Genomic DNA, 24,234 nt, shown 5'->3' with positions numbered 1-24,234 from the left:
ACACCTGTGAGTGTCCACACAGATTTCTTGTTTTGAATTGTTAAAGAGCGTTAGCATCAATCTTTCAGATGCCGCCGTTGACGCTAGGTCGTTGGCTTGAGGAGGCGTATTCTACACTCTCCGTGGTTGGCGTCAAGCGCTTATTTGAAGAAGTTTTTCAAGCGATGATTTCTTAATCAGCAGAGTGAAACACTCTCGTAAAAGAAACAAAACCCGAAGCCCTTAAAGCGTTTGTCACCAGAGATTAATTTCCAAAGAAGTTAATCTCTCATCTCTTTGTTAAAAGAGATACTGATTGAGCTACAAGTCCCGTTCTATCTAGCGCTTACGCTGGGTAGTTGACCTGCTGTGCCGTGTCAGTGGATGCGCATTATAGGCAGTTCAGCCCAGAGCACAAGGGCTTTTTTCATAAAAAACGATCTTTTTTTAAAAGCCACTTTTAGCCACATTCTACACACCACTTACCCCCTGACTTATCCACAATAGTTGACAAAATCACCACACGAATACTGTTTTACAGCTTGAAAATAAAGAGCCCATCAAACGATGGGCTCTTTATTTATAGACTTTATCAACTCACTACCAGATCTTTACTCGATCTTCTGGAGCTAAGAACATCTTATCTCCCTCTTTTAAATCGAAGGCTTGATAAAATGCAGGAATATTTCTTGGCGTCCCCATCGCACGGAAGTGACTAGGTGAGTGAGAGTCTGTCATTAAACGACGACTTAGCTCTTCATCACGATAGTTACGACGCCATACTTGTGACCAGCCAATAAAGAGCCTCTGCTCTCCAGTTAATCCGTCAATAACTGGTGCTTCTTGACCATCTAAGCTTAGGTGATATGAACGTGCTGCAACCGTTAAGCCTCCAAGATCACCGATATTCTCACCTAATGTCAGATCACCATTTACATGTTTACCTGGTAGCGCTTCATATTTAGAGTATTGAGCAGATAGTTGAGCACCACGTTTTTGAAACTCCTCACGATCGGCATCTGTCCACCAATTACGTAAATTACCATCACCATCATACTTAGCGCCTTGATCATCGAAACCATGACTTATCTCATGGCCAATCACCGCACCGATACCACCAAAGTTGATTGCATCATCCGCTTCAAGATTAAAGAAGGGAGGCTGTAAAATCGCGGCTGGAAACACAATTTCATTCATTACCGGATTATAGTAAGCATTAACGGTTTGCGGCGTCATATGCCATTCAGTGCGATCGATAGGCTTACCAAGCTTATCTAGCATGGTGTTATATTCAAACTTAGCGTAACGCTGATAATTACCCACCAGCTCATCTGGTTTAATTTGGAGGTCGGTGTAATCTCTCCATTTATCTGGGTAACCTATCTTATAAGTGAACTTAGAGAGTTTTTCCTGAGCGGCGACCTTTGTTTCAGGCGTCATCCATTCAAGTTCATTAATGCTCACTTCAAACCCTTTGATCAGATCTTGGATCAGTGACTCCATCTTCTCTTTGGCTTCTGGCTTGAAGTGTTCCTTTACATACTCCTTACCAACTAGCTCACCGAGCACTTGGTCTGCAGCATCAACCGCTCTTTTCCAACGTGGCTTCTGTGCTTCTATGCCCATCAGGGTTTTACTGTGAAAATTAAAATGCAGATCAACAAAGTTTTGACTTAATAGCTCGGCATAACTATCAACAAGATGAAAAGAGAGGTAATCCTGCCATTCAGTAACAGTGAATCCGGTGAAGTGCCTGCCAAACTCCTCAAAGTAGGATTTTTGACGAACAATAACCTCTTTCACTTTGCCAATATCTGCACTCGCAGCAAACTGAACAAAATCAAACTCAGGCATACTTGCCTGTAGTTCTGCTCTATTCATTTTGTTATAACTCTTATTAGCATCGCGAGACTCCACACGGCTCCATTGACTCTTAGCAATAAAGTGCTCTATTTTCGCAACACTAGCAGCGATACGCTTTGCATCTTTACTGCCTGCTTGAGTCATAATATCGGTGACATAAGTATTAAGTGCGGCTCTATTAGCCACAAACTTTGCATCATCTTTTAAGTAATAGTCACGATCTGGCAGGCTTAGGCCTGACTGATAAAGGTAAACGGCATACTGAGTAGATTTTTTTGCGTCATTATTAACGTAAAAGCCAAATGGGATCTGCACACCATTGAGCAAGAGGCCTCCCATTAAACTGGCAATATCATCATGATCTTTCGCCAGAGAGATATCAGAAAGCTGCTCACTTAGTGGTGCAATACCTAACCGCTCTACAATATCGGTATTCATATAGCTGTTATAGAAGTCACCCACTTTTTGCTCACTGGAGCCATCTAGTTTATTTGGCTTAGATGCAGCATCATCGATAATCTGTTTTAGCGCTTTTTGGCTCCGCTCATAGAGAACAGAGAAGGCACCATAGTTAGACTTATCATCGGGGATTGGTGTGTTCGCTAGCCAGTGACCATTAACACTATAATAAAAATCATCTTGGTGGCGTACAGAGGTATCGAAGTTAGCCTTCTCGACACCAGAAACCATGCTCTTTGATTGTACTTCCGGTGCACTTGGCTCATTACTACTGCACGCAGCAAGACCTAAACTTAAGGCGATGCCAATTGCCAGCTTGCTTACTCTTTTCATTATAATCCCCGATTTTATTATGATTTAGCTTAACATTTTAACCTTAACATTAGTCCCATAGGCCTACAGGTTGTATTTGTAACTTTCTATGACTTACCAACTCTTTCCTAAAAAGAGAAACAGCGTCATCTCACCATCATCGGCCCAACCAAAACCTAAGGCTGCGGGCCCCATACTGGTATCAGTACCGAAAAATAGGCTACCTGAATAGATGAGATCGTTGAGGTCAATGTTATCTTTGTTCTGCCAAACGTTACCAGCTTCCAAACTACCACCAAGATAGAGTGGGTAATCCGTCATTCCCAGCACATCACGTCCCAAATCATATTGATACACAAAAGCACCAAATATTTTATGAGAGCCAACCAAGGAGTTTTTGTGGTAACCGGAGAGATTAAGGAAGCCACCCAGTTCAGATAGATGTGGACTAAACTGCTCTTCAGTATCAATGGTTGCCAATGAGGCAATACCTACTATTGCATGGTTCCCTAAGCTCAAAGCCCCTCGCCAGTCGGCTTCTATTTGAAGCGAGTTCTCAGCGTAAGAGTCCTCACCAGATAACTCATTTACGTCTCTTCGATAATACATATTAAAAGTGAATCGATTACCTGACGTTGGGAAGTTCATACTATTGAGGTTATCGAAACCTAGCTTTAAATAAATACCGTAAGAGTCATAGTCATAAGTATCTTTAAGAAATTCAAATTCACCTTTCTCATTGGTAACCCCCAACTCAACCAAACCTTCCAATGTATAGTTATAGCCAACGCCTACATCTGCTCGGTACACAGTTTGAGAAAACTCCACAAATTTAGCGTTATCTTCATAGATACTAAAATCCTTGAGCTCATAAGCCAGCCCTGCTCTGGCATAGAAAGCCTGATCATAATCCATTGGCAGATAAAACTCGGTTGATAGTAACTTCTCAAAACCAAGCCTTAACTCATTACGCCACTCTCCACCAGTATCGGTTAGATCTGTCATGGTATAGGAGAAGTCCAAAGACATACTTGAGTCTTCAGTAAGGTCATCTTCCCAACTAAATCCGAGGCCAAAATAGTTAGGCCCCCAAGATTTTGCTCGAGTATTTAGGGTCAAGATCCGTCCTCTATCCGTATCGACAAATTCAGCATTCACTCGCTCAAACTTATCTAATGAATAAACATTAGCAATGGCTCTCTCTAACTCCTCTTTCGTCACCACCTCACCTTCATGAAGATCGAGTGTCTCTCTTAACAGGGACTCACTCACTTTAGAGTTGTTATTAAACACAATCTCCACTAAAGGACGTTCCACACTATCTTGCCAACGCTTGCTTAATCTCTGCTTGTTATCTTGATAAACCACATACTCGGCCTCACCAACACCCAAGCCTTTAAGACTTAACAGATGTTCAAGTGCCGCTTTTTCGCCAAGCGCGTAGGCCTGAGGCATAATCTCAAAATCGGTTGTGCTCATATCCCCAACATCAGGCCGGATCAAAATATCATCTTCAGTAAGCAACAACTTTTGCTTCTCAGTACTTGCATTGGTCAGCATGGTTGATAGCTGATTAAGTACAGCTACAGTGCTATCTAATGCCTCTTTTTTCACCAGAGATGAACCAATATCTACAGCGATTACGATATCGGCGCCTAGCGCTTTGACGACATCGACAGGCATATTATTCGCAATACCACCATCAACTAACAGTTTGCCTTCATACTCAATTGGTTGAAGTGCTCCGGGTACGGTTGCGGATGCTTGCATCGCTTTGACGATACTGCCTGTTGAGAGGATAACAGGGTTACTGGTTTCCAGATCTGTCGCTACTGCGCGGTAGGGGATAGCGAGTTCATCGAAGTGCCCAAATTGATGAACCAACCCAGTTGAGCGTTGTAATAGTTGCGACATGGTTTGACCACGAAGCAGGCCATTGGGGAGTTTCACGGTTTCATCGCTATAGCCAATGTTTAACGGAATATTAAAACGATCTCGCTGCTGCTTATTGCGATAACTCAACGACTCCCTTGGGATCGTATCGGAGTAACCGTTTGACCAAGACTCATTCATCATGATCTGTTCAATCTCTGCAGCGCTATAACCGAGTGCATACATACCAGCGACATAGGCACCAATACTTGTCCCAGCGATATAATCGACAGGTACTCGATTTTCCTCGAGAACTTTAAGCACGCCAATATGGGCAGCCCCTTTGGCCCCACCACCACTGAGCACTAGACCAATTTTAGGTCTGACTTCCGCAAAAACAGAGCTGGAGAGAAGAGAGAGTAGTAGGAATAGTGCTGTAGAACGTATCATAGGGTGTTATGTCTTAATTAATTTCTATACAAGGCTGCCGTATAGTATCAAAAAAAACACAACATAGATAAAACACAAAAAAGCCAACACGCTTATTATTTAATCAGGACCTAAACACCTAGTTTTGACTTTTCATATAACGTTCCATCTCAGGCTGAGTTAAAGGCTTAGAAAAGTAATAGCCCTGAATAATGTAGCAGCCTCTACTGAAAACTTGCTCTAACTGGGCCTTCGTTTCTACCCCTTCAGCAACAACACTTAACTTCAGGTTTCTAGCAAGTTCGATAATACTGCTGGCAATTGCTTGATCAGCCTCATTAGTCGCTATATCGATTAGGAAGGAGCGATCAATTTTAAGCGTAGTAACATCAAAGTGGCGAAGGTAAGCCAACGAGGAGTAACCCGTACCAAAATCATCAATTGCCACATCAATCCCTAGACACTTCAACTCCTTAAGATGCGCTTTAGCGATATTAAGCTCCTTCATCAAGACCCCTTCGGTTATCTCGAAATTTAATATTTTCGCAGGGATTTGCGTCTCATGAATAATCGCCTTCACTCCCTCAATAAAATCTGGCTGGCGAAAGTGAACCGCTGAGATATTAACTGACAGTTTAAAGCTCTCGCCATAGACCGATGCCCACTGTGCGCCTTGAATACAAGCTTGACGCAGAACCCAGCGATCGATATCAATAATTAAACCACAAGATTCTGCCACCTTGATGAAGATATCGGTACGGATCAGCCCATCTTGATGATGGCGCCAACGCAATAACGCCTCCATGCCAATCAACTTATCATCTTTAAGAATATCAACTTGGGGCTGATAGTGAAGCTCAAACTCATCACGTTCGATAGCGCGTCTTAACTCAGCTTCAAGATGAAGGTGATAAAGTGCCTCGGAATTTCGCTCAGAGGAGTAATATTGAAAATTCCCCTTCCCTTCCTCTTTGGCATGGTACATAGCTTGATCAGCATTTTTAATCAAATTCTCAGCTTGAGTTGCATCATCAGGCCATAGACTGACTCCGATACTCGTCGAAATAAAAAACTCTCGGCCATAGAGTTCAAAGGGGGTTTCTATCTGTTTTAGTAGTTCAGTACATATGTGATTGATCATATCAATATCACTGACATCTCTGAGTAGAATCACAAACTCATCACCACCAAAACGACACAAGGTATGCCCATCATGAATACAAGATTGCAACCTGCTGGCGGCTTCGACTAAAAGCGCATCTCCCATGCTATGCCCAAATGAATCATTAACATGTTTGAATCTATCTAAATCTAAGAATATTAACGCTAGCTTTTCACCGCTATGTTCTGCTCTGTGAATAGATTGAGCAAGACGAGTTGAAAATAGCGAGCGGTTTGGCAACCCAGTCAGTACATCATAATTAGCCAAGCGCCGTAACTCAGCCTCTGAGCGCTTTCTCTCTGTAATATCAGAAAATACTGCTACATAGTGAACAATGTCGCCTTTTCCTCCCAGCATAGTAGAGATATTTAGCCATACAGGGCAGTTGTTTCCATTGGCACAGATAAACTCCCTCTCTCCAGTCCAGGAGTCACCACGACCCAGCAATTTAGCAACCTCATCTAAACGCCCCTCTTTAGCCACCATTAAGGAGGAAAAGGTCTTAGAGTGAAACGCTTCTACGTCTAAGCCTAGAATTATTTGAGCCGCTTTATTTGAGACTTTGATTCGCTCTTTGGCATCAAGAATAAGCACACCTTCAGATGTATTTTCAAATGCTTGAGCTAATAGCTTTACATCATCTTCTAGTTGACGCTGAGTGGTAATATCTGAATATATACCAGCAACTCGTGTTATCCTCCCAGTTTCTGGGTCAAAGTCTACAGGCCGACCTCGCACACGTGTCCAGCCCCAAGATTTATCCTCCCTACGGTAGCGATACTCCACTTCAAATCGATCGCTATCTCCATTCAACATACTCTCCCAACTTTCCAAAACCCCTTTTTTCTCGTCTCTATGTACAGGAAAGTCATCTAAAGTAAGTAGTATGTTTTTACTACCTGTGAGCGCTGCCCCTTGATTCTCTAGATTGAACATCTGGGTATCGTAACGCCACTCCCACAGCTCTGAGTCACTGCCTTTGAGAGACTGGCGTAATCTGTCCTCACTCTCCACCAATGCTTCATTAACCACTCTAAAAGCAGAGATTTGGCGCTGTCGGCCTATTAAGATAATAATGACGATAAGCAGTAAGACGACGATAAAAAAGCTTTTAAACCATGAGCTTTCCCACCAAAACTCGTCAACTTCAAAGTGATATGAGTATGGCTCGCTCGACCAGATCCCATTTTGCAAACTAAGAATATCGAGAACATACTTTCCAGCTTTCAGGCCAGATACGCTAACAAGGGACTGATCGGAAAGGAGAAGATAGTTAACGTCAACCTGTTCACCTTGCAAACGTATACGGTATTGTAAGGTGAGTGGACGATCGTCTAAATAATCTAAGCTAGTTAGCTGAAAATTGATCATCCGTGCACCAGGTTTAATAATACTATTTTTCTCAGGTATTAAACTTATCTCGGTAGACTTATCATAAAAAACTGAAACCGATTCAAGCATGATCCCATCATTTTTAATGCGGTTTCTCATCTCCGACACATTCACTAACATGGCACCATCTGGCGTACCTAAATACAGACCAGCACCAGAGTCATAAAACGAAGCACCGTCATTAAGCTCCTGACTGATCAAGCCATCTTCATGTTCTATAACAAGTAGCTCATCAGTATTCATATTCACGCGGATGATTGAATTAAGGCAGCCTAATATTCGATAAGGGGGAGACTCATGGAGAAAGAAAACTGAGGAGCAATCAACTTGCCACTTTTTGGTTAATGATTCGCTCAACCCTTTATCATAATCGTAAGATATCAATCCCAATGAACTGCCTAACCAAAGAATGCCAGGGCTTACCTCTTCAATATAACTGATGGTAGGTGAGCGATTTGAACCATCAAAGATGCTTAGCATCGAATGGAAGACTCCAATATCATCTATATAGCCAAAGAGCTCGCTTCCTGCGATCCATAACTTACCATCCTCACTGCGATAAACAGTTCTCAAGTCAGGTTTATATTGGCCACCACCCTCTTCAAAAACTAACAATTCTTGGGGATTAAGCTGCTCAGGCTCCCAATAAAACAACCCACTTCCGGTAGGAAACCACCAGCGCCCTTTAATTTGAGGATCAAGATAGCTGGAAAAGATAAGTTTATTTTCTAATGAATTATCTCCCTGGCTCCACTGAGAAAAACGCTGTGATTCAAGCGTCTCTTTATGGACAACAAAGAGCCCATTTGTCGTAGAAAGAAGTACATGTGAAGAATCAAGTTCATCCACTTTATAGATGCTATCGTTTAACGCTAACTCTTCAGGTAACACTGTGGCACTAATCTGGGACTCTTTATTTATTACAACTAAGCCTTTATCAGTGCCTAGCCACACTCCACTATTTTTAGCCCAAATTGACCATATCATCTCATTAGAAACTATATAGGGAGGAGCTTTTGTATAGACCTCTTTGAGAAAGTCAGGAAGCTCTGCAACCACCGCCAGTGCGTCACCGGACCCACCCACCCAAGTAATATCGTTGCTATCAATGGCAATATCAAAAATATAATCAATATTTGCTGCTTGTTTGATGTCTCCTTTATAGACTTTTATCTCTTGATGCTCTGGGTGCCACTTAATCAATCCTTCTCTACTTGCCAGCCATAAATTACCTTTACGATCTTCTGCAACTTTAGTGATGTAAAAAGGGAGTTGAGGTACTTTTCTCAAATTAAAATCATCAGGCATTATCTCGTAAAAGCCATCACTAGAACTCAGCCATAGTCGCTTAGAGGAATCCTGTATAACGCCTTTAATCATGCCCATATCTTCTTGCCAATCCAGAGCCATTTTAAACTCTCCTAATTGGTCTCTTAACTGCAGTTGAGATGGAGAAGCGACTAAAAAGCGTTTGTCGTCCAAAACCACTAAAATAGACCAAGGGTGATCCTGATTAGCGGGGAGACTATTGATAAGATTAAGAGTCATATTTTGGTAGGAGAAAGCTAATAACTCTCCTGTTTTTGTTAAAAAGAGATAGTCTTCCCCCTCTCCCTTAGTCATAGTATTAAGAGCAACACCGTTAAAATTGGGAAATAACTCTTCACTGCCAAAGCGAATAAAGGAGTCTTGTAAAATATCGTATAAGTAGGTATCGGTATAATTACTGATAAGAAGATGTCTTTTACTCAATGGTTCCACAAAGTCGATATATTCATCAGATAGTCGAGTATTAAACCCTTTTTTGTCTATGCGCCTGACCTTGCTATTGCTAACCCGATAAAGTCCCTCCTCAGTCGCAACCCAGGTAAAACCATAACTATCGAAACTGATGTCGTTGATCGTCCCGTTAACCAAACCATCTCTTTCAGAAAATACACGCTGCACAATATCGCTCGCCTTCGTTGGTGTAAGGCAAGTGACTAATATCACTGTAATTAGCAAGATGAGTTGAAAGATGCTTTTTATCATTAGGCAGTTAAATTTTAAACTTAACTTGAATGTAGCAGTTCGACGAATTGAATTCACCTGCTTAATAACAAAACAAACCGCTTAATTTGTATCACCCACAAAAAAGGCGCTCAATGAGCGCCTTTATATTACAAGAAGTTCAAACTACTTCTTTTTCTTCTTTGCCTTTGGATTCGGCAAGTCAGTAATTGAACCTTCATAGATCTCAGCAGCAAGTCCCACTGACTCATGAAGAGTCGGGTGAGCATGAATCGTTAACGCTAAATCTTCAGCATCACAGTCCATCTCAATCGCCAGACCAATTTCACCTAATAGCTCACCACCGTTAACACCAACGATAGCGCCACCTATAACACGATGAGTCTCTTTATCAAAGATTAGCTTGGTCATACCATCTGCACAATCTGATGCGATAGCACGGCCACTAGCAGCCCAAGGGAAAGTTGCAGTTTCATAAGCAATGCCTTGCTCTTTCGCTTCTTTCTCAGTTAGACCAACCCACGCAACTTCTGGATCTGTGTACGCAATTGAAGGAATAACTTTAGGATCGAAGAAGTGCTTAAGACCAGAGATAACTTCAGCAGCAACATGGCCTTCATGCACACCTTTATGAGCAAGCATTGGTTGACCCACGATATCACCAATAGCATAGATGTGAGGTACATTGGTACGCATCTGCTTATCAACATTGATAAAGCCACGCTCATCAACATTAACGCCAGCTTTCTCTGCGTCTAGACCTTTACCATTTGGAACACGGCCGATTGCAACCAATACCGCATCATAACGAACAGCTTCAGTCGGTGCTTTCTTGCCTTCCATTGTCACATAGATACCGTCATCTTTGGCTTCAACGGCAGTCACTTTGGTTTCAAGCATCAAGTTGAACTTCTTCTTGATCTTCTTAGTGAATACGCGAACAACGTCTTTGTCAGCGGCAGGAATAACTTGGTCAAACATCTCAACCACGTCAATCTCACTACCCAAAGATGAATACACAGTACCCATTTCTAGACCAATGATACCACCACCCATCACAAGTAATTTGCCTGGCACTTCTTTAAGTTCAAGCGCATCAGTTGAATCCCATACACGTGGATCTTCGTGTGGAATAAATGGCAATTGAATTGGGCGTGAACCCGCAGCGATGATCGCATTTTCGAAATGAACAACTTTAACGCCATCTTCACCAGCAACTTCAATGGTATTTGGACCGGTAAACTTACCTAGGCCATTAACCACATCAACCTTACGCATCTTAGACATTCCGCCTAATCCACCTGTAAGTTGACCAATTACTGATTTCTTGTATTCGCGAAGCTTATCTAAATCAATTTGAGGCTCGCCAAAAACAACACCATGTGAGGAGATAGTTTTTGCTTCTTCAATCACTTTTGATACGTGTAATAGTGCCTTTGAAGGGATACAACCCACATTTAGACATACGCCACCAAGTGTACTGAAACGCTCGATAATAACTGTATCTAAACCTAGATCTGCCGCACGGAAAGCAGCTGAATATCCTGCAGGGCCTGCACCTAGTACTACTACCTGAGTTTTGATTTCGTTACTCATCTCTTCCTCTATTTTTCTTGTCATTGCGCTGACGAATATAACGTAAAACGGTTAAGAGCCAGCTCTTGAACATCTATGTTCTGTAGGTGGCTGCATTTTAACCCGTGTTTGACACAGATAACAATCATTCACTTACATACGAAATATAAAAAGGCTGCGTATATTACGCAGCCTTTAATATTATAGAACCAATGTACGAATATCTGATAAACAGTTATTTAGATACGTAATGAAGCGTGCACCTTCTGCACCATCAATCACTCGATGATCGTAAGACAGTGATAGCGGCAACATTAGGCGCGGCTCAAACTCTTTACCGTTCCAAACTGGCTTCATGTCTGATTTAGACACACCAAGAATAGCCACTTCAGGAGCATTAACGATCGGCGTAAATGCCGTACCACCAATACCACCCAAACTTGAAATAGTGAAGCAACCACCTTGCATATCTGCAGCAGTTAACTTTCCACCACGGGCTTTCTTAGATACCTCTTTCAGTTCATCAGAAAGCTCATGGATCCCTTTCTTGTTCACGTCTTTAAACACAGGAACAACTAGGCCATTAGGTGTATCAACCGCGATACCTACATTCACATACTTTTTAAGCACTAAGCTTGCGCCATCTTCTGATAGTGAAGAGTTAAAGGTTGGGAATGCTTCTAATGCTTTCGCAACAGCCTTCATGATGAACACAAGTGGCGTGATCTTCATGCCAGAGTCTTTCTTCGCTTCGGCTGCATTTTGCGCCTTACGGAAAGCTTCTAGCTCAGTAATATCAGCATCATCCCATTGGGTAACATGTGGGATCTTCACCCAGTTACGATGTAGGTTAGCACCAGATATCTTCTGAATACGCGATAATGGCTTAATCTCGGTTTCACCAAACTTGCTGAAATCAACTTTTGGCCATGGCAGTAGATCTAACTCACTATTACCACCTTTACCTGCGTTACCAGACTCAACCAGTTTAACAGCCGCTTTCACATAATTATGAACATCTTCTTTAATAATGCGATTCTTGCGACCAGTGCCTTTTACATTTGCTAAGTTAACACCTAGCTCACGTGCAAGACGGCGAATAACTGGTGATGCATGGGCATAAGCCTCATTCGCAACAAAGTCTTCTTTCGCTGGCGCAGCAGAATTAGCAACAGGAGCCGCTACAGGCGCAGGAGCCGCTTGAACAGGGGCTGGAGTAGCTACAGGAGCTGCAACAGGCGCACTACCGGCAACTTCAAAGGTCATAATTAACGACCCTGTAGAAACCTTGTCCCCTTGGCTTATCTTAATCTCAAGGACTTTACCGGCAAAAGGTGCAGGTACTTCCATTGAAGCCTTGTCACCCTCTACACTGATCAGTGATTGCTCTTCAGTAACGGTATCGCCAACTTGAACCATAATTTCGGTTACTTCGACTTCATCACCGCCAATATCGGGTACGTTAACCTCTTGTACTGATGGCGCTGGTGCGACTGGAGCCGCTACAGGTGCAGAGGCAGCAGCTGGAGCTACCGCCGCAGAACCTGCCACTTCAAAAACCATTACCAAGCTACCAGTAGAAACTTTATCACCGACCGCAACTTTGATCTCTTTCAATACACCGTCAAATGGCGCAGGTACTTCCATCGAAGCCTTATCGCCTTCAACACTTAACAGCGATTGCTCTTCAGAGATGCTGTCGCCAACAGTGACTAAAATCTCAGTAACTTCGACTTCATCATCACCGATATCTGGTACGTGAACTTCTTTTAGTTCAGCCGCAGCTGGTGCGGCAGGTGCCGCAACTGGAGCAGCTGGGGCAGCATCTGATTCGAAGATCATAATCAAAGAATCTGTAGACACCTTATCGCCAACGGCAACTTTGATCTCTTTAACAACACCCGCTGTCGATGCTGGCACTTCCATGGCAGCTTTATCGCCTTCAACAGAGATGAGCGATTGCTCCTCTTCAACCTTGTCGCCTACGCTAACAAGGATCTCTGTCACTTCAACCTCATCCGCACCAATATCAGGTACATTAATTTCGATTGTCATTTTGTATTGCCTCTTACGCGTATAGCGGGTTTGTCTTATCAGCGTCGATGTTGAACTTAGCAATGGCTTTTGCAACCACAGACTTTTCAATATCGCCACGTTTAGCAAGTTCATTCAGTGCAGCAACAACAACGTAACCTGCATTCACTTCAAAGTGACGACGTAGGTTTTCACGGCTGTCAGAACGACCGAAACCATCGGTACCTAACACTTTAAATGTCTCTGAAGGCATAAATGCACGAACTTGTTCAGCATAGTTTTTCATGTAATCCGTTGCAGCAATGGCAGGCTCAGTTCCCATTACTTGAGTGATGTACGCTTGTTTCTGCTCAGCTTCTGGATGAAGCATGTTGAAACGCTCAACATCTTGGCCTTCACGAGTTAACTCGTTGAAAGAAGTTACAGAATATACATCAGACGCAACATCATACTCTTCGCTCAAGATTTGAGCCGCTTTACGCACTTCATTCATGATAGTACCAGAGCTCATTAACTGAACCTTGTTACTACCTTTGTAAGACTCAAGCTTATAGATACCTTTGCGAATGCCCTCTTCAGCGCCTTCAGGCATCGCTGGCATCGCGTAGTTTTCATTCATCAGCGTTAAGTAGTAGAACACGTTCTCTTGGTTCTCACCGTACATGCGACGAATACCATCTTGCATAATGACGGCCAGCTCGTAAGCATATGTAGGATCATAAGAGATACAGTTAGGGATCGTGTTCGCCTGAACATGGCTGTGACCATCTTCATGCTGTAGACCTTCACCGTTCAGTGTTGTACGGCCCGCTGTAGCACCTAAAAGGAAGCCACGTGCTTGCTGATCACCCGCCATCCATGCCATGTCGCCAACACGTTGGAAACCAAACATAGAGTAGTAGATGTAGAATGGGATCATTGGCAGATCGTTAGTGCTGTATGATGTTGCCGCAGCAACCCATGAAGACATAGCACCTAGTTCGTTGATACCTTCCTGCAATACTTGACCAGAAGTGGCTTCTTTATAGTAAGAAACGACACTACGATCTTCAGGTGTGTATTCCTGGCCATAAGGGTTATAAATACCAATTTGACGGAATAGACCTTCCATGCCGAAAGTACGTGCTTCGTCGGCAATGATTGGAACGATATTCTTACCAATTCCTTTGTTTTTAAGCAGAATGTTCAATGTACGAACAAATGCCATTGTGGTTGAGATTTCACGCTTTTGCTCAGTAAGCAAAGGACCGAACTCTTCTACACTTGGAAGATCTAGTGCCTGAGTAAAGTTAGGTAGACGCTGTGGTGTATAACCATGAAGCCCATTACGACGAGCATGCAAGTAGTTATACTCTTCAGATCCTTCCTCTAACTTAAGATAAGGCAGCTCAGAGACTTTCTCATCGGTCAGTAGGTCATCAAGACCTAGACGGTTACGCAACTGAAGCACGTGCGTCATGTCCATCTTCTTTACACCGTGAGCAATGTTTTTACCTTCGGCCGCTTCACCCATGCCGTAACCTTTAACCGTTTTAGCTAAAATTACAGTTGGCTTACCTTTAGTATCTTGTGCATTCTTAAATGCAGCAAATAATTTAGATGACTCATGACCACCACGCTTAAGCGCGAAGATCTCAGCATCTGTCATATCAGACACAAGCGCCGCAGTTTCTGGGTACTTTCCGAAGAAATGCTCACGTACATAAGCACCATCTTTTGACTTAAATGTTTGGTAATCACCATCGATGGTTTCGTTCATCAACTGCAGTAACTTACCAGTGGTATCTTTTGCTAATAGTGAGTCCCAGTTATTACCCCAGATCACTTTAACGACATTCCAGCCCGCGCCTCTAAATAGACCTTCAAGCTCCTGAATGATTTTACCGTTACCCATTACAGGACCATCTAGGCGCTGTAAGTTACAGTTGATCAAGAAACATAGGTTATCTAGCTTTTCACGAGAAGCGAAAGAGATTGCGCCACGAGATTCAGGCTCATCCATCTCACCATCACCTAAGAAAGCATATACGCGCTGTGCAGAGGTGTCTTTTAAACCACGTCCATCAAGATACTTAAGGAAGCGTGCTTGATAAATGGCTGACATTGGGCCAAGACCCATAGATACAGTCGGGAACTGCCAGAACTCAGGCATTAGCTTTGGATGTGGGTATGAAGGTATACCTTTACCATCGACTTCTTGACGGAAGTTGTCTAACTGCTCTTCAGTCAAACGACCTTCAACAAATGCACGAGAATAGATACCTGGAGAGATATGGCCTTGGTAGTAAACTAAATCACCACCATCGACTTCATTTGGTGCACGGAAGAAATGATTAAAACAGACTTCATAAAATGAAGCTGCAGACTGGAAAGAAGCCATATGGCCACCTAGGTCTAAATCTTTCTTAGACGCACGTAGCACTATCATGATCGCGTTCCAACGAATGATAGAACGAATACGACGCTCAAGCGTTGTATTGCCAGGATATGCAGGCTCTTGGCTCGTAGGAATTGTGTTGATATAGTTGGTGGTGATACCAGTCGCCATATCGACACCGTCTAGACGGGCCTTATCAAGTACTTGTTCCAGAAGATACTGAGCACGCTCAACCCCCTCTTCACGTACAACAGATTCTAGAGCAGACAACCACTCGTTAGTTTCTAGTGGATCTACGTCTTGTAGCATATGTTCAGACATTTTGCTGTCCTTCCCTATATACGTTATGAAATTTGTATTTTCAGAATATGGTCTGGTGTTGACCTGCTTTCAGGTCTTAAACACCGCTTTTTAAACGGCGCAGGCTTCGCTGCAACCGACTATCTTCTTCCCTCACAGACAACATGACTTCCTCGATGTAACTTAGGTGTTCATTCGAGGCTTCTCTTGCTGCATCGGGATCGCGGCGAACAATAGCAGCAAGCAGAGCTCGCCTATGATCGTTAGCCATAGTGGAAGCTTCCTCTCTCCGATCTAGAAGTTCCAAGTTCTGCGCTACATTTTTATGTAACACAGGAGATAAACTTAATACGAGATGAAGCATAGCGACGTTATGTGACGCCTCTGCTACCGCTCGATAGAAGCACACAATCGCCTTAGCTTGCTGTTCAATCTCTTTCGCAGCTTCAACGTCCATAATAGTGCGCTTGATATTTTGCATATCTGCATCGGTACCACGAAGGGCTGCAAAATAAGCCATCATCCCTTCCGTTGCATGACGAAACTCCAACAAGTCATATTGACTTTCTGAGTCGCTATGCATCAGCTCCACTATCGGATCAGCTAAGCTCTGCCAAAGCTGCTCTTTCACGTAAGTACCACCGCCTTGACGGCGCATTAACAAGCCTTTGGCTTCTAGCTTCTGGATAGCTTCGCGTAGTGACGGGCGAGAGACCTCGAATTGAAGTGCAAGCTCGCGCTCAGGTGGTAACTTTTGACCCGGTTGAAGGCTTCCTTCAAGGATCATCTGCTCCAACTGCCCCATAATGACATCGGATATTTTTGGCTGGTTTATTTTGCTATAAGCCATATGGCCCTCAGCTTCTATTGTAAATTGGTCTTACCAATTTAGTTGACTGCGCGCACTTTATCAAATCACATTTTGAATGTCTAGCTTGTGATCGGAATCATGTAAATAGGCGATGTGTGAGCATAGCCGAAATCAAACCCGTTAGCGGTCAGACCATTATCACCAAATCAAAAGGGAAATCTACATATTCGCTTAGTACTTGGTGAATAAGAGCACTGATTTAAAAGTAAAAAATTATATAAAAAGATAAATCAGTGGGTTCAAAGAGTGGGGAAATTAAATGAAAAAAACCTAAAAGAGCAGATGCTGAAATAAATTATCTGCCTTTAAACATCCTCTTACATTAATTTGATAAATTAAAAGGGCCTCAGCCCTTTCGAAATGGGTTTAAGCCACGACACCAAAGATGGTCAACATGGACAAGCAAACAAGTAAAAGAATAAAATTTCGCTTACTCAGTTGCAGTAGGCTTAAAGTTGACTGTGTACAGATAGGTGTTGCAGAAGTCTCTGGCTGCGGCTCAGCGGCCTGTGCAACCTGAGTAACGACCTCCCTAGCACTACTGCGGATATTTAACGCGTATTGCATCCAACAAGCGAAGGCTTGGGAAAACTGACCACTGAGGACATATCCAAAAGCAAAAATGCGGCTAGGTAACCAATCAAGTACCATTAACACATCTTCCACTAAAGGAAGCTCAAGCTTCTCCTCTTGGTTCTGGTCAGAAAAATAACGAACCGTGCAATAGAAAACCGCTCCTGCTGGGCCAAGTATGATAAGAAACAGCGCAACAGCACCATAAAAGCGGTAGTTTAGCCAAGCCGCACTTTGCCCAACTTTAGCCCCTAACTCCTCCTCAGAAACAGCATCTAATGAGACGTTAGGATCGAGCGCATCGGCAAAATGGTAACAAGCTTGAGAATCGCCTCTGCAAGCAGCTTGCATGTAACGCTTAAACAGCTGTCTCTGCTTTAAGTGACTAAAGCACAAAATTGAGATCGCCACCCACAAGGTAAGACTCACTAATCCCCAGAAGATCCCATTAACCGCCCACATGGCAACTTGAACGGCGATAGCAGGCAGAATCAGTGCCAAGGCCATCATAACATCAGAGCTTAACTGCTTATTGCCAAACAGCGTCTTTGAATAGAGATTAAGAATCGAATCGAGTTGCCAAGATTGAGGCAGAAACTTCAATCGCTCAACTAAGATTGCCACTAACAAGGAGAACAGTGCCATCATTTATTCCTTAAATTCCATGATTACTTAACTAACAATCAAATCTCAACAGATATCAAGCCAATGCTTGAGTTAAGCCATCCCTATATTTTAACCAATCAAAACTGTCACCAGGATCTGTTTTCCGTCCGGGAGCGATATCACTATGACCAACCAGTCTATCCATATTCAGCATAGGGTATGCATTGAACAAGGCAAGGGTTAACCTAAGCAACGCCTGATATTGAAGCTCAGAGTAAGCAATGAGATCCGTCCCCTCTAATTCAATACCGATAGCAAAATCATTACAGCCTTGTCTGCCTTGAAACTCAGATACTCCTGCATGCCATGCTCGCTCATCACAAGAGACATATTGTACTATTTCACCATCTCTACGGATCATAAAATGAGCCGACACTTCTAGCCCCTTTAATTCACCAAAGCTAATATCAGCTTCTAAGTCTAAACAACCCTGAAAAAGCTGATCAACATAAGGAGTACCAAAGCAGCCAGCTGGCAAGCTAATATTGTGAATCACTAGTAGGCTCACTTCACCTTTGGGCCGCGCATTAAAATGGGGGGATAGACACTCCCTAACACCACTTTGAACCCAACCAGCATTTAATTTAATCGGATTTTGTCCAACCATTGACAGAGGGCAGCCTTAATAAAGATAAAATGAAGTACTCACACTCTACCAGTAGTTCCTACGGCTGAAAAGCCTGATAATAAAGTCAAAACTATGCCAGCCACAATATACGAGAAAGGGGAAATCTAGCTTTAGACTGACTCTACTTTCTAAATCAGATTTGTTATCATCCAGTCTAAATAGATCTGCTATAAAATTCATAGTAAATAGACAGATTTTCAAATCTCTTAACCTGTTCATTTGCAGTAGTTCAAGGACACCGACCATGTTGGAAAATGACATCAGACTTGCCGTTAAAGTTGCGCTTGAGGAAGACTTAGGCTACCAGGATGAAAGCAGCTCAAGCAGTGAGCAAGCACAAGAAAGAGCATCAGCTGATATTACCGCACAACTCATCCCAGCAGACCGACATGCTCAAGCTAGCTTAATTACCCGTGAAGAGGGTGTATTTTGTGGAAAAGCATGGGCTGAACAGGTTTTTAATCAATTAGGTGGAGAGGTTGCTCTACATTGGCATGTTGATGACGGCGACCTTTTAGTGCCCAACCAAGTGCTTTGTGAATTTTCAGGCCCAGCGCGCGCCATACTCACTGGCGAACGTACGGCCATGAATTTCATCCAAACTCTTTCCGGTGTCGCGACATTAACTAAACAATATACAGATAGGATCGCAACAACAAACACCAGGCTTCTTGATACCAGAAAAACGATACCTGGGTTAAGAACAGCACAAAAATATGCAGTAACCTGTGGTGGTGGAAAAAACCATCGTATAGGTCTGTTTGATGCTTTTCTTATCAAAGAGAACCACATCATGGCTTGCGGTGGTATCGCTCAGGCTATCTCAAAAGCACGTGAGCTTCAGCCAGATAAACTGGTAGAGGTCGAAGTTGAAAGTATTTTAGAGCTACAGCAGGCATTAGAGGCTGGCTCTGACATCATCATGCTGGATAATTTTGATGTCACTATGATGATAGCTGCAGTTGAGCTAAATAAGCGCCTACCTGATGCCCAACAAGCCAAACTTGAAGTTTCAGGCAATGTAACACTCGAAACAATTGGCGATTTTGCCAAAACCGGCGTTGACTATATCTCTGTAGGGGCATTAACTAAGCATGTCAAAGCACTAGATCTCTCTCTTCGACTTAAGAGCTAACTTATTCTAGCAAGCTTCAACCTTGTTAAAGAGAGCTAAAATAAGAGCCTGTAAATAGTCACAGGCTCTGTCTTCTCTATTCATTGCATTTTCTTCACTTATATCTATATACCTTCTTTTTTAATTGCTACAGCCCAAAGCGCAAGAAACACAAAAAATTAACATTTAACACTTAAAAAATGGTTAATTGTTAAACCAAACATAATTTTGCAGTTCAGATATCAACCAGAATAAAACCCTGCAAAACGCGACTAAAATTTGACGAATGTGATGAAATCGTCAGTTTTTCGTACAGAGCCAAAAAAATGTTAGAACTTTTCAACCGCTAAATTGTAAACAATAGACGAATTTACCGATAAATTAGTACTTTGTTGCAATCTCCTGTTCCATTCTCATTAACTTTGTACTAACTTTGGACGTAGGCGAGATGGCCATTTCGGCCAGCCTCACCTTAAGGTAACTTTAAATTTTATTTAAGGAGCCGCTCAACCTTTCGAAACCAGTATAAAAACTGGTATTGAACTGGAGGAGAACATAAGGTGCGGTTTGCCGGAATAGAGTTATAACGAATCTGCACCACAGGGTGTAACAAACTTTTAACAGTTAGCAAATTGACAAATATAGAAGCAGATTAGCGAACTTTAACAGCGACAAACTTAGTTAGTAGCAACCAAGCCATAGTTAACACCTAAGGTTTCATTACCAGACCTAAACTAATGAAACTTTTTTATAATGACTTTGGTTGATTCAGGATGAAACAGCTAGCGCAGGAGCACCCAGACTAAGTGAGCTATACTAAATAGATTAATGAAGTTCTAGATTTGTCGACGGAGAGAGAAAATGAAAGGTATTCAGTTAAGCAAGAAGCTAAACAAGCAAGCTAAGGGTTTCACCCTTATTGAATTAATGATCGTTGTTGCAATTATCGGTATTCTCGCCGCAGTTGCACTGCCTGCTTATCGAGATTATACAGGTTCAGCTCACGGTGGTGCAGCGATGAAGGGATTAGGTGCATTTACTTCAAAAGCAGTAACTTGCGTGCAATCAGGAAGAGCATGTGATTCCATCAACGGTGACACAGGTCAATTAGCTGGCTCTACAGCAGTAACGGGGCTTAGTGCAACGGCTGAATTTGCAGAAGGTGTAGGTGGAGACATTGCTTTCGACGAAGGGAGCTGTGCAGTTACTGCAACGATCAATCCTAATGGGACTGTAACCTTTGCTGCCGCATCTTCTGGTACAGGTGCAGACGATGCGCAATGCCAAGACGGAGCTGGAATATAAGAATTTAGTTTCAATGTACACACAGCAGTGCAAACTGAAGTTAGTACTGCTGTGCTGTAGAATTTCCTTTACTAAGGTTACAGTATGCCAACAACAGGCCTGCACTTAGGTCTCTCCACTCTTTTCATCCGTAAAAATTTGCTCACAGAGGAGCAGATCGCTTCCTCTATCGCCAAATCTAGACAAAGCAAACAATCTCTTGTCTCAACCGTTATCTCTGAAAAGTTAATTTCGGCTCGTGAAATTGCAGAACTCTGTTATGAAGAGTATGGCACCCCGCTTCTTGATCTTGATGAGTTCGATATCGCCAGTATTCCAGAAGACTTCCTTAACAAGAAACTGATCGAGAAGCACAAGTGTTTGCCCCTATTTAAACGAGGAAATCGCCTCTATATTGGTACTTCTGATCCCACAAATATTGCCGCTTTAGAAGATTTTCAGTTCAGTGCAGGTTTGCATGCTGAAGCCATTCTAGTTGAAGATGATAAACTCACTAAAGCCTTAGAAAAAGTTTTGGAGGAGGATATATCCGCACTGGATATTGGCGGCATAGATGAAGATGCACTAGCCGGTATTGAAGTTGAAGATACCAGTAAGCGCGATGACGATCAAAATGGGGAGAGTGGTGATGATGCCCCTATCGTTATCTACATCAATAAAATCCTTACCGATGCTATCCGCAAAGGAGCCTCAGATCTCCACTTCGAGCCTTATGAAAAACGTTACCGCATCCGCTTTCGTATTGATGGCATACTCCATGAGGTGTCTGAGCCACCAGTCAATTTATCTGGTCGAATATCAGCCCGTTTAAAGGTGATGTCTAAGCTAGATATTGCAGAGCGACGTGTACCACAAGATGGCCGCATTAAGATGAAGCTTTCACGCACAAAGTCTATTGATTTTCGTGTGAGCACCCTCCCCACTATCTGGGGTGAAAAGATAGTGATGCGTATTCTCGACTCCTCTTCGGCGCAACTTGGCATTGAGAAATTGGGCTATGAGGATGATCAGCGAGAGCTTTATGAAGAGATGCTCTCTAAACCTCAAGGGATGATCCTAGTCACAGGCCCTACTGGCTCTGGTAAAACCGTCTCCCTCTATACTGGCCTTAATATATTAAATACCGAAGAGCGTAATATCTCAACAGCTGAAGATCCAGTCGAGATAAACCTTGAAGGTGTAAACCAAGTTCATATCAACCTAAAAGCTGGGCTAACTTTCGCCTCGGCGCTACGCTCATTCTTACGTCAAGATCCCGATGTGGTGATGGTGGGTGAGATCCGTGATTTAGAAACCGCAGAGATAGCCATTAAAGCCGCTCAAACAGGACACTTGGTACTCTCAACTCTGCATACAAACTCGGCAGCTGAAACACTCACTCGACTAATTAATATGGGCGTTCCAGGATATAACATTGCCAGCTCAGTTAATCTTATTATTGCTCAACGCTTAGCACGTAGACTCTGCCCTGAGTGTAAACAGCCAGAAAATGTCCCTGAACATGAACTTCAAAAGCTCGGCTTTCCACAAACAGCAATCGATAAAGGAATTACCACATATAAACCTATTGGTTGTGACTTGTGCTCCGGAGGTTATAAAGGTCGAGTGGGGATCTATGAAGTAATGAAGATGTCAGATGAGATAGCCCGTACTATTATGGAGGGAGGTAACTCATTGCAGATTGCTAATCAAGCTAAAACTCAAGGTATGCGAGACTTGCGAGGCTCAGGGCTACTCAAAGTCATTCAAGGCGTGACTAGCATTACAGAGATCAACCGCGTCACTAGCTTTTAGGCTCACAGTAATAATCTAACTTCCTATATATCTAAGTAGCAAAGGAATGAACCATGGCCACGGCAACAGCAAGCAAAAAAACCAATAAAAAAACAGCTAAAGCCCAACCTAAGGTTTTCACCTATGAGTGGAAAGGCTTAAACCGTGATGGAAAAAAAACCTCAGGAGAGCTTCGAGGAGCAACGATCGCAGAGGTTAAGAGTCAGCTAAAGTCACAAGGAGTCAACCCTAAGTCAGTAAAGAAGAAAGCTGCATCTCTGTTTAAACTCGGCGACCCTAAAGTTACAGCCATGGACATCGCCATGGTGACACGCCAAATAGCCACCATGCTTCAAGCTGGTGTACCTCTGGTAACAACCATAGAGATGCTGGGCCGAGGTCATGAAAAAGTAAAGATGCGAGAGCTGTTAGGTACTATCTTAACTGAAATACAGTCAGGTATCCCGCTCTCAGATGCGCTTCGTCCCCACAGACAATATTTCGATGACCTCTATGTCGATCTTGTCGCAGCTGGTGAGCACTCAGGCTCTCTCGATGCAGTATTTGAGCGCATAGCCCTCTATAAAGAGAAAGCCGAGGCTCTGAAATCTAAAATTAAAAAAGCCATGTTCTACCCAGCAGCGGTAGTCATCGTTGCGATCGGGGTCACGACTCTTTTACTCCTGTTTGTAGTGCCACAGTTTCAGGAGATCTTTGCAGGCTTCGGTGCAGAGCTCCCCGCATTCACGCAACTCGTCATTCATATATCTGAAGCACTGCAAGCATCATGGTATATCTTTGCTGTTGCTATTATCATCACTGTTTTTCTCTTTCGCCGCGCTCACCTGCACTCGCAGACTTTCAGAGACAAGGTAGATGCACTTATTTTAAAAATACCAGCCGTAGGTCCTATCTTACACAAAGCTGCTATGGCGCGATTTGCAAGAACCTTAGCAACAACCTTTGCTGCAGGTGTCCCTCTTATCGATGGGCTTGAATCAGCAGCAGGAGCGTCAGGTAATGCAGTGTATCGTAATGCGCTGCTCAAAGTGCGCTCTGAAGTGATGTCGGGAATGCAGATGAATGTAGCGATGCGGACCACGGGACTTTTCCCAGACATGCTAATTCAGATGGTAATGATAGGTGAAGAGTCAGGCTCATTGGATAATATGCTGAATAAAGTGGCTAATATCTATGAGATGCAGGTAGATGATGCTGTAGATGGGTTATCTAGCCTAATCGAGCCTATTATGATGGTGGTTATTGGCACTCTAGTTGGTGGCTTAATCGTCGCCATGTATCTTCCTATCTTCCAGATGGGTAAGATTGTCAGCTGAGACTAAAATAGACTAAAGGATCGTTTCAAAACACGATAAACTATTGATATACAAACCAATAAGATAATAAAACCAAAACAAGAACGTTTCATTCTGGGACGTTCTCAATCTATTTTCATATAGTTACAATATCGTTTCATAAATAGTTGACAAGTTCAAAAAACAACCTACATTTATTACGTATAGTAAAATATTCGTTTCAT

Annotated in this window: 13 protein-coding genes; 4 read left to right on the top strand and 9 right to left on the bottom strand. The window is 42.9% G+C overall.

The features are described 5' to 3' along the window. Positions 1-579 precede the first annotated feature (579 nt). The 9 genes from SWOO_RS01675 to ampD all read right to left on the bottom strand — a co-directional run bounded on the left by SWOO_RS01675 (position 580) and on the right by ampD (position 18,481). Positions 580-2,634: a M13 family metallopeptidase gene (locus SWOO_RS01675; RefSeq protein WP_012322974.1), complete on the bottom strand. Its 2,055-nt coding sequence runs from the start codon at positions 2,632-2,634 to the stop codon at positions 580-582. 93 nt (positions 2,635-2,727) lie between these two features. After that, positions 2,728-4,935 carry a patatin-like phospholipase family protein gene (locus SWOO_RS01670; RefSeq protein WP_012322973.1) on the bottom strand — a complete coding sequence of 736 codons (2,208 nt, stop codon included), beginning with the start codon at positions 4,933-4,935 and terminating at the stop codon, positions 2,728-2,730. Positions 4,936-5,053: 118 nt separating this feature from the next. Next, positions 5,054-9,499 (bottom strand): EAL domain-containing protein, encoded by a 4,446-nt coding sequence (locus SWOO_RS01665; protein WP_012322972.1) that lies wholly within the window; start codon positions 9,497-9,499, stop codon positions 5,054-5,056. Positions 9,500-9,643: 144 nt separating this feature from the next. Next, positions 9,644-11,098 carry a dihydrolipoyl dehydrogenase gene (gene lpdA / locus SWOO_RS01660; protein ID WP_195742843.1) on the bottom strand — a complete coding sequence of 485 codons (1,455 nt, stop codon included), beginning with the start codon at positions 11,096-11,098 and terminating at the stop codon, positions 9,644-9,646. 156 nt (positions 11,099-11,254) lie between these two features. Then, entirely contained in the window at positions 11,255-13,108 is a 1,854-nt protein-coding gene (gene aceF / locus SWOO_RS01655; protein WP_012322970.1) for a pyruvate dehydrogenase complex dihydrolipoyllysine-residue acetyltransferase, read from the bottom strand. Between the two features lie 13 nt (positions 13,109-13,121). Beyond that, positions 13,122-15,785, bottom strand: coding sequence for a pyruvate dehydrogenase (acetyl-transferring), homodimeric type (gene aceE / locus SWOO_RS01650; RefSeq protein ID WP_012322969.1), 2,664 nt, complete (start codon positions 15,783-15,785; stop codon positions 13,122-13,124). A gap of 76 nt (positions 15,786-15,861) precedes the next feature. Next, complete coding sequence (pdhR, locus tag SWOO_RS01645; protein ID WP_012322968.1) at positions 15,862-16,614, bottom strand: pyruvate dehydrogenase complex transcriptional repressor PdhR; 753 nt, start codon at positions 16,612-16,614, stop codon at positions 15,862-15,864. 387 nt (positions 16,615-17,001) lie between these two features. Next, a complete protein-coding gene (gene ampE / locus SWOO_RS01640; protein ID WP_041417461.1) occupies positions 17,002-17,853 on the bottom strand; it encodes a beta-lactamase regulator AmpE in 852 nt (283 codons plus the stop codon). A 55-nt stretch (positions 17,854-17,908) separates the two neighbouring features. Next, complete coding sequence (gene ampD / locus SWOO_RS01635; protein ID WP_012322966.1) at positions 17,909-18,481, bottom strand: 1,6-anhydro-N-acetylmuramyl-L-alanine amidase AmpD; 573 nt, start codon at positions 18,479-18,481, stop codon at positions 17,909-17,911. 265 nt (positions 18,482-18,746) lie between these two features. On the opposite strand from ampD, the gene nadC reads away from it, so the two are divergent. The 4 genes from nadC (at position 18,747) to SWOO_RS01610 (ending at position 24,031) form a co-directional block, all read left to right on the top strand. Then, positions 18,747-19,637, top strand: coding sequence for a carboxylating nicotinate-nucleotide diphosphorylase (gene nadC, locus SWOO_RS01625; protein WP_012322965.1), 891 nt, complete (start codon positions 18,747-18,749; stop codon positions 19,635-19,637). 840 nt (positions 19,638-20,477) lie between these two features. After that, positions 20,478-20,921 carry a pilin gene (locus SWOO_RS01620; protein ID WP_012322964.1) on the top strand — a complete coding sequence of 148 codons (444 nt, stop codon included), beginning with the start codon at positions 20,478-20,480 and terminating at the stop codon, positions 20,919-20,921. A gap of 84 nt (positions 20,922-21,005) precedes the next feature. Next, the gene (gene pilB, locus SWOO_RS01615) at positions 21,006-22,715 is read left to right on the top strand and encodes a type IV-A pilus assembly ATPase PilB (protein ID WP_012322963.1); all 1,710 of its coding nucleotides are present in this window, start codon (positions 21,006-21,008) and stop codon (positions 22,713-22,715) included. A 53-nt stretch (positions 22,716-22,768) separates the two neighbouring features. Then, complete coding sequence (locus tag SWOO_RS01610; protein ID WP_012322962.1) at positions 22,769-24,031, top strand: type II secretion system F family protein; 1,263 nt, start codon at positions 22,769-22,771, stop codon at positions 24,029-24,031. Positions 24,032-24,234 lie beyond the last annotated feature (203 nt).

This window comes from Shewanella woodyi ATCC 51908, from assembly GCF_000019525.1.
Classification (GTDB): Bacteria; Pseudomonadota; Gammaproteobacteria; order Enterobacterales; family Shewanellaceae; genus Shewanella; species Shewanella woodyi.
Note: the sequence above shows the minus strand (reverse complement) of the source record. Positions and strands in the feature narration are given on the sequence as shown.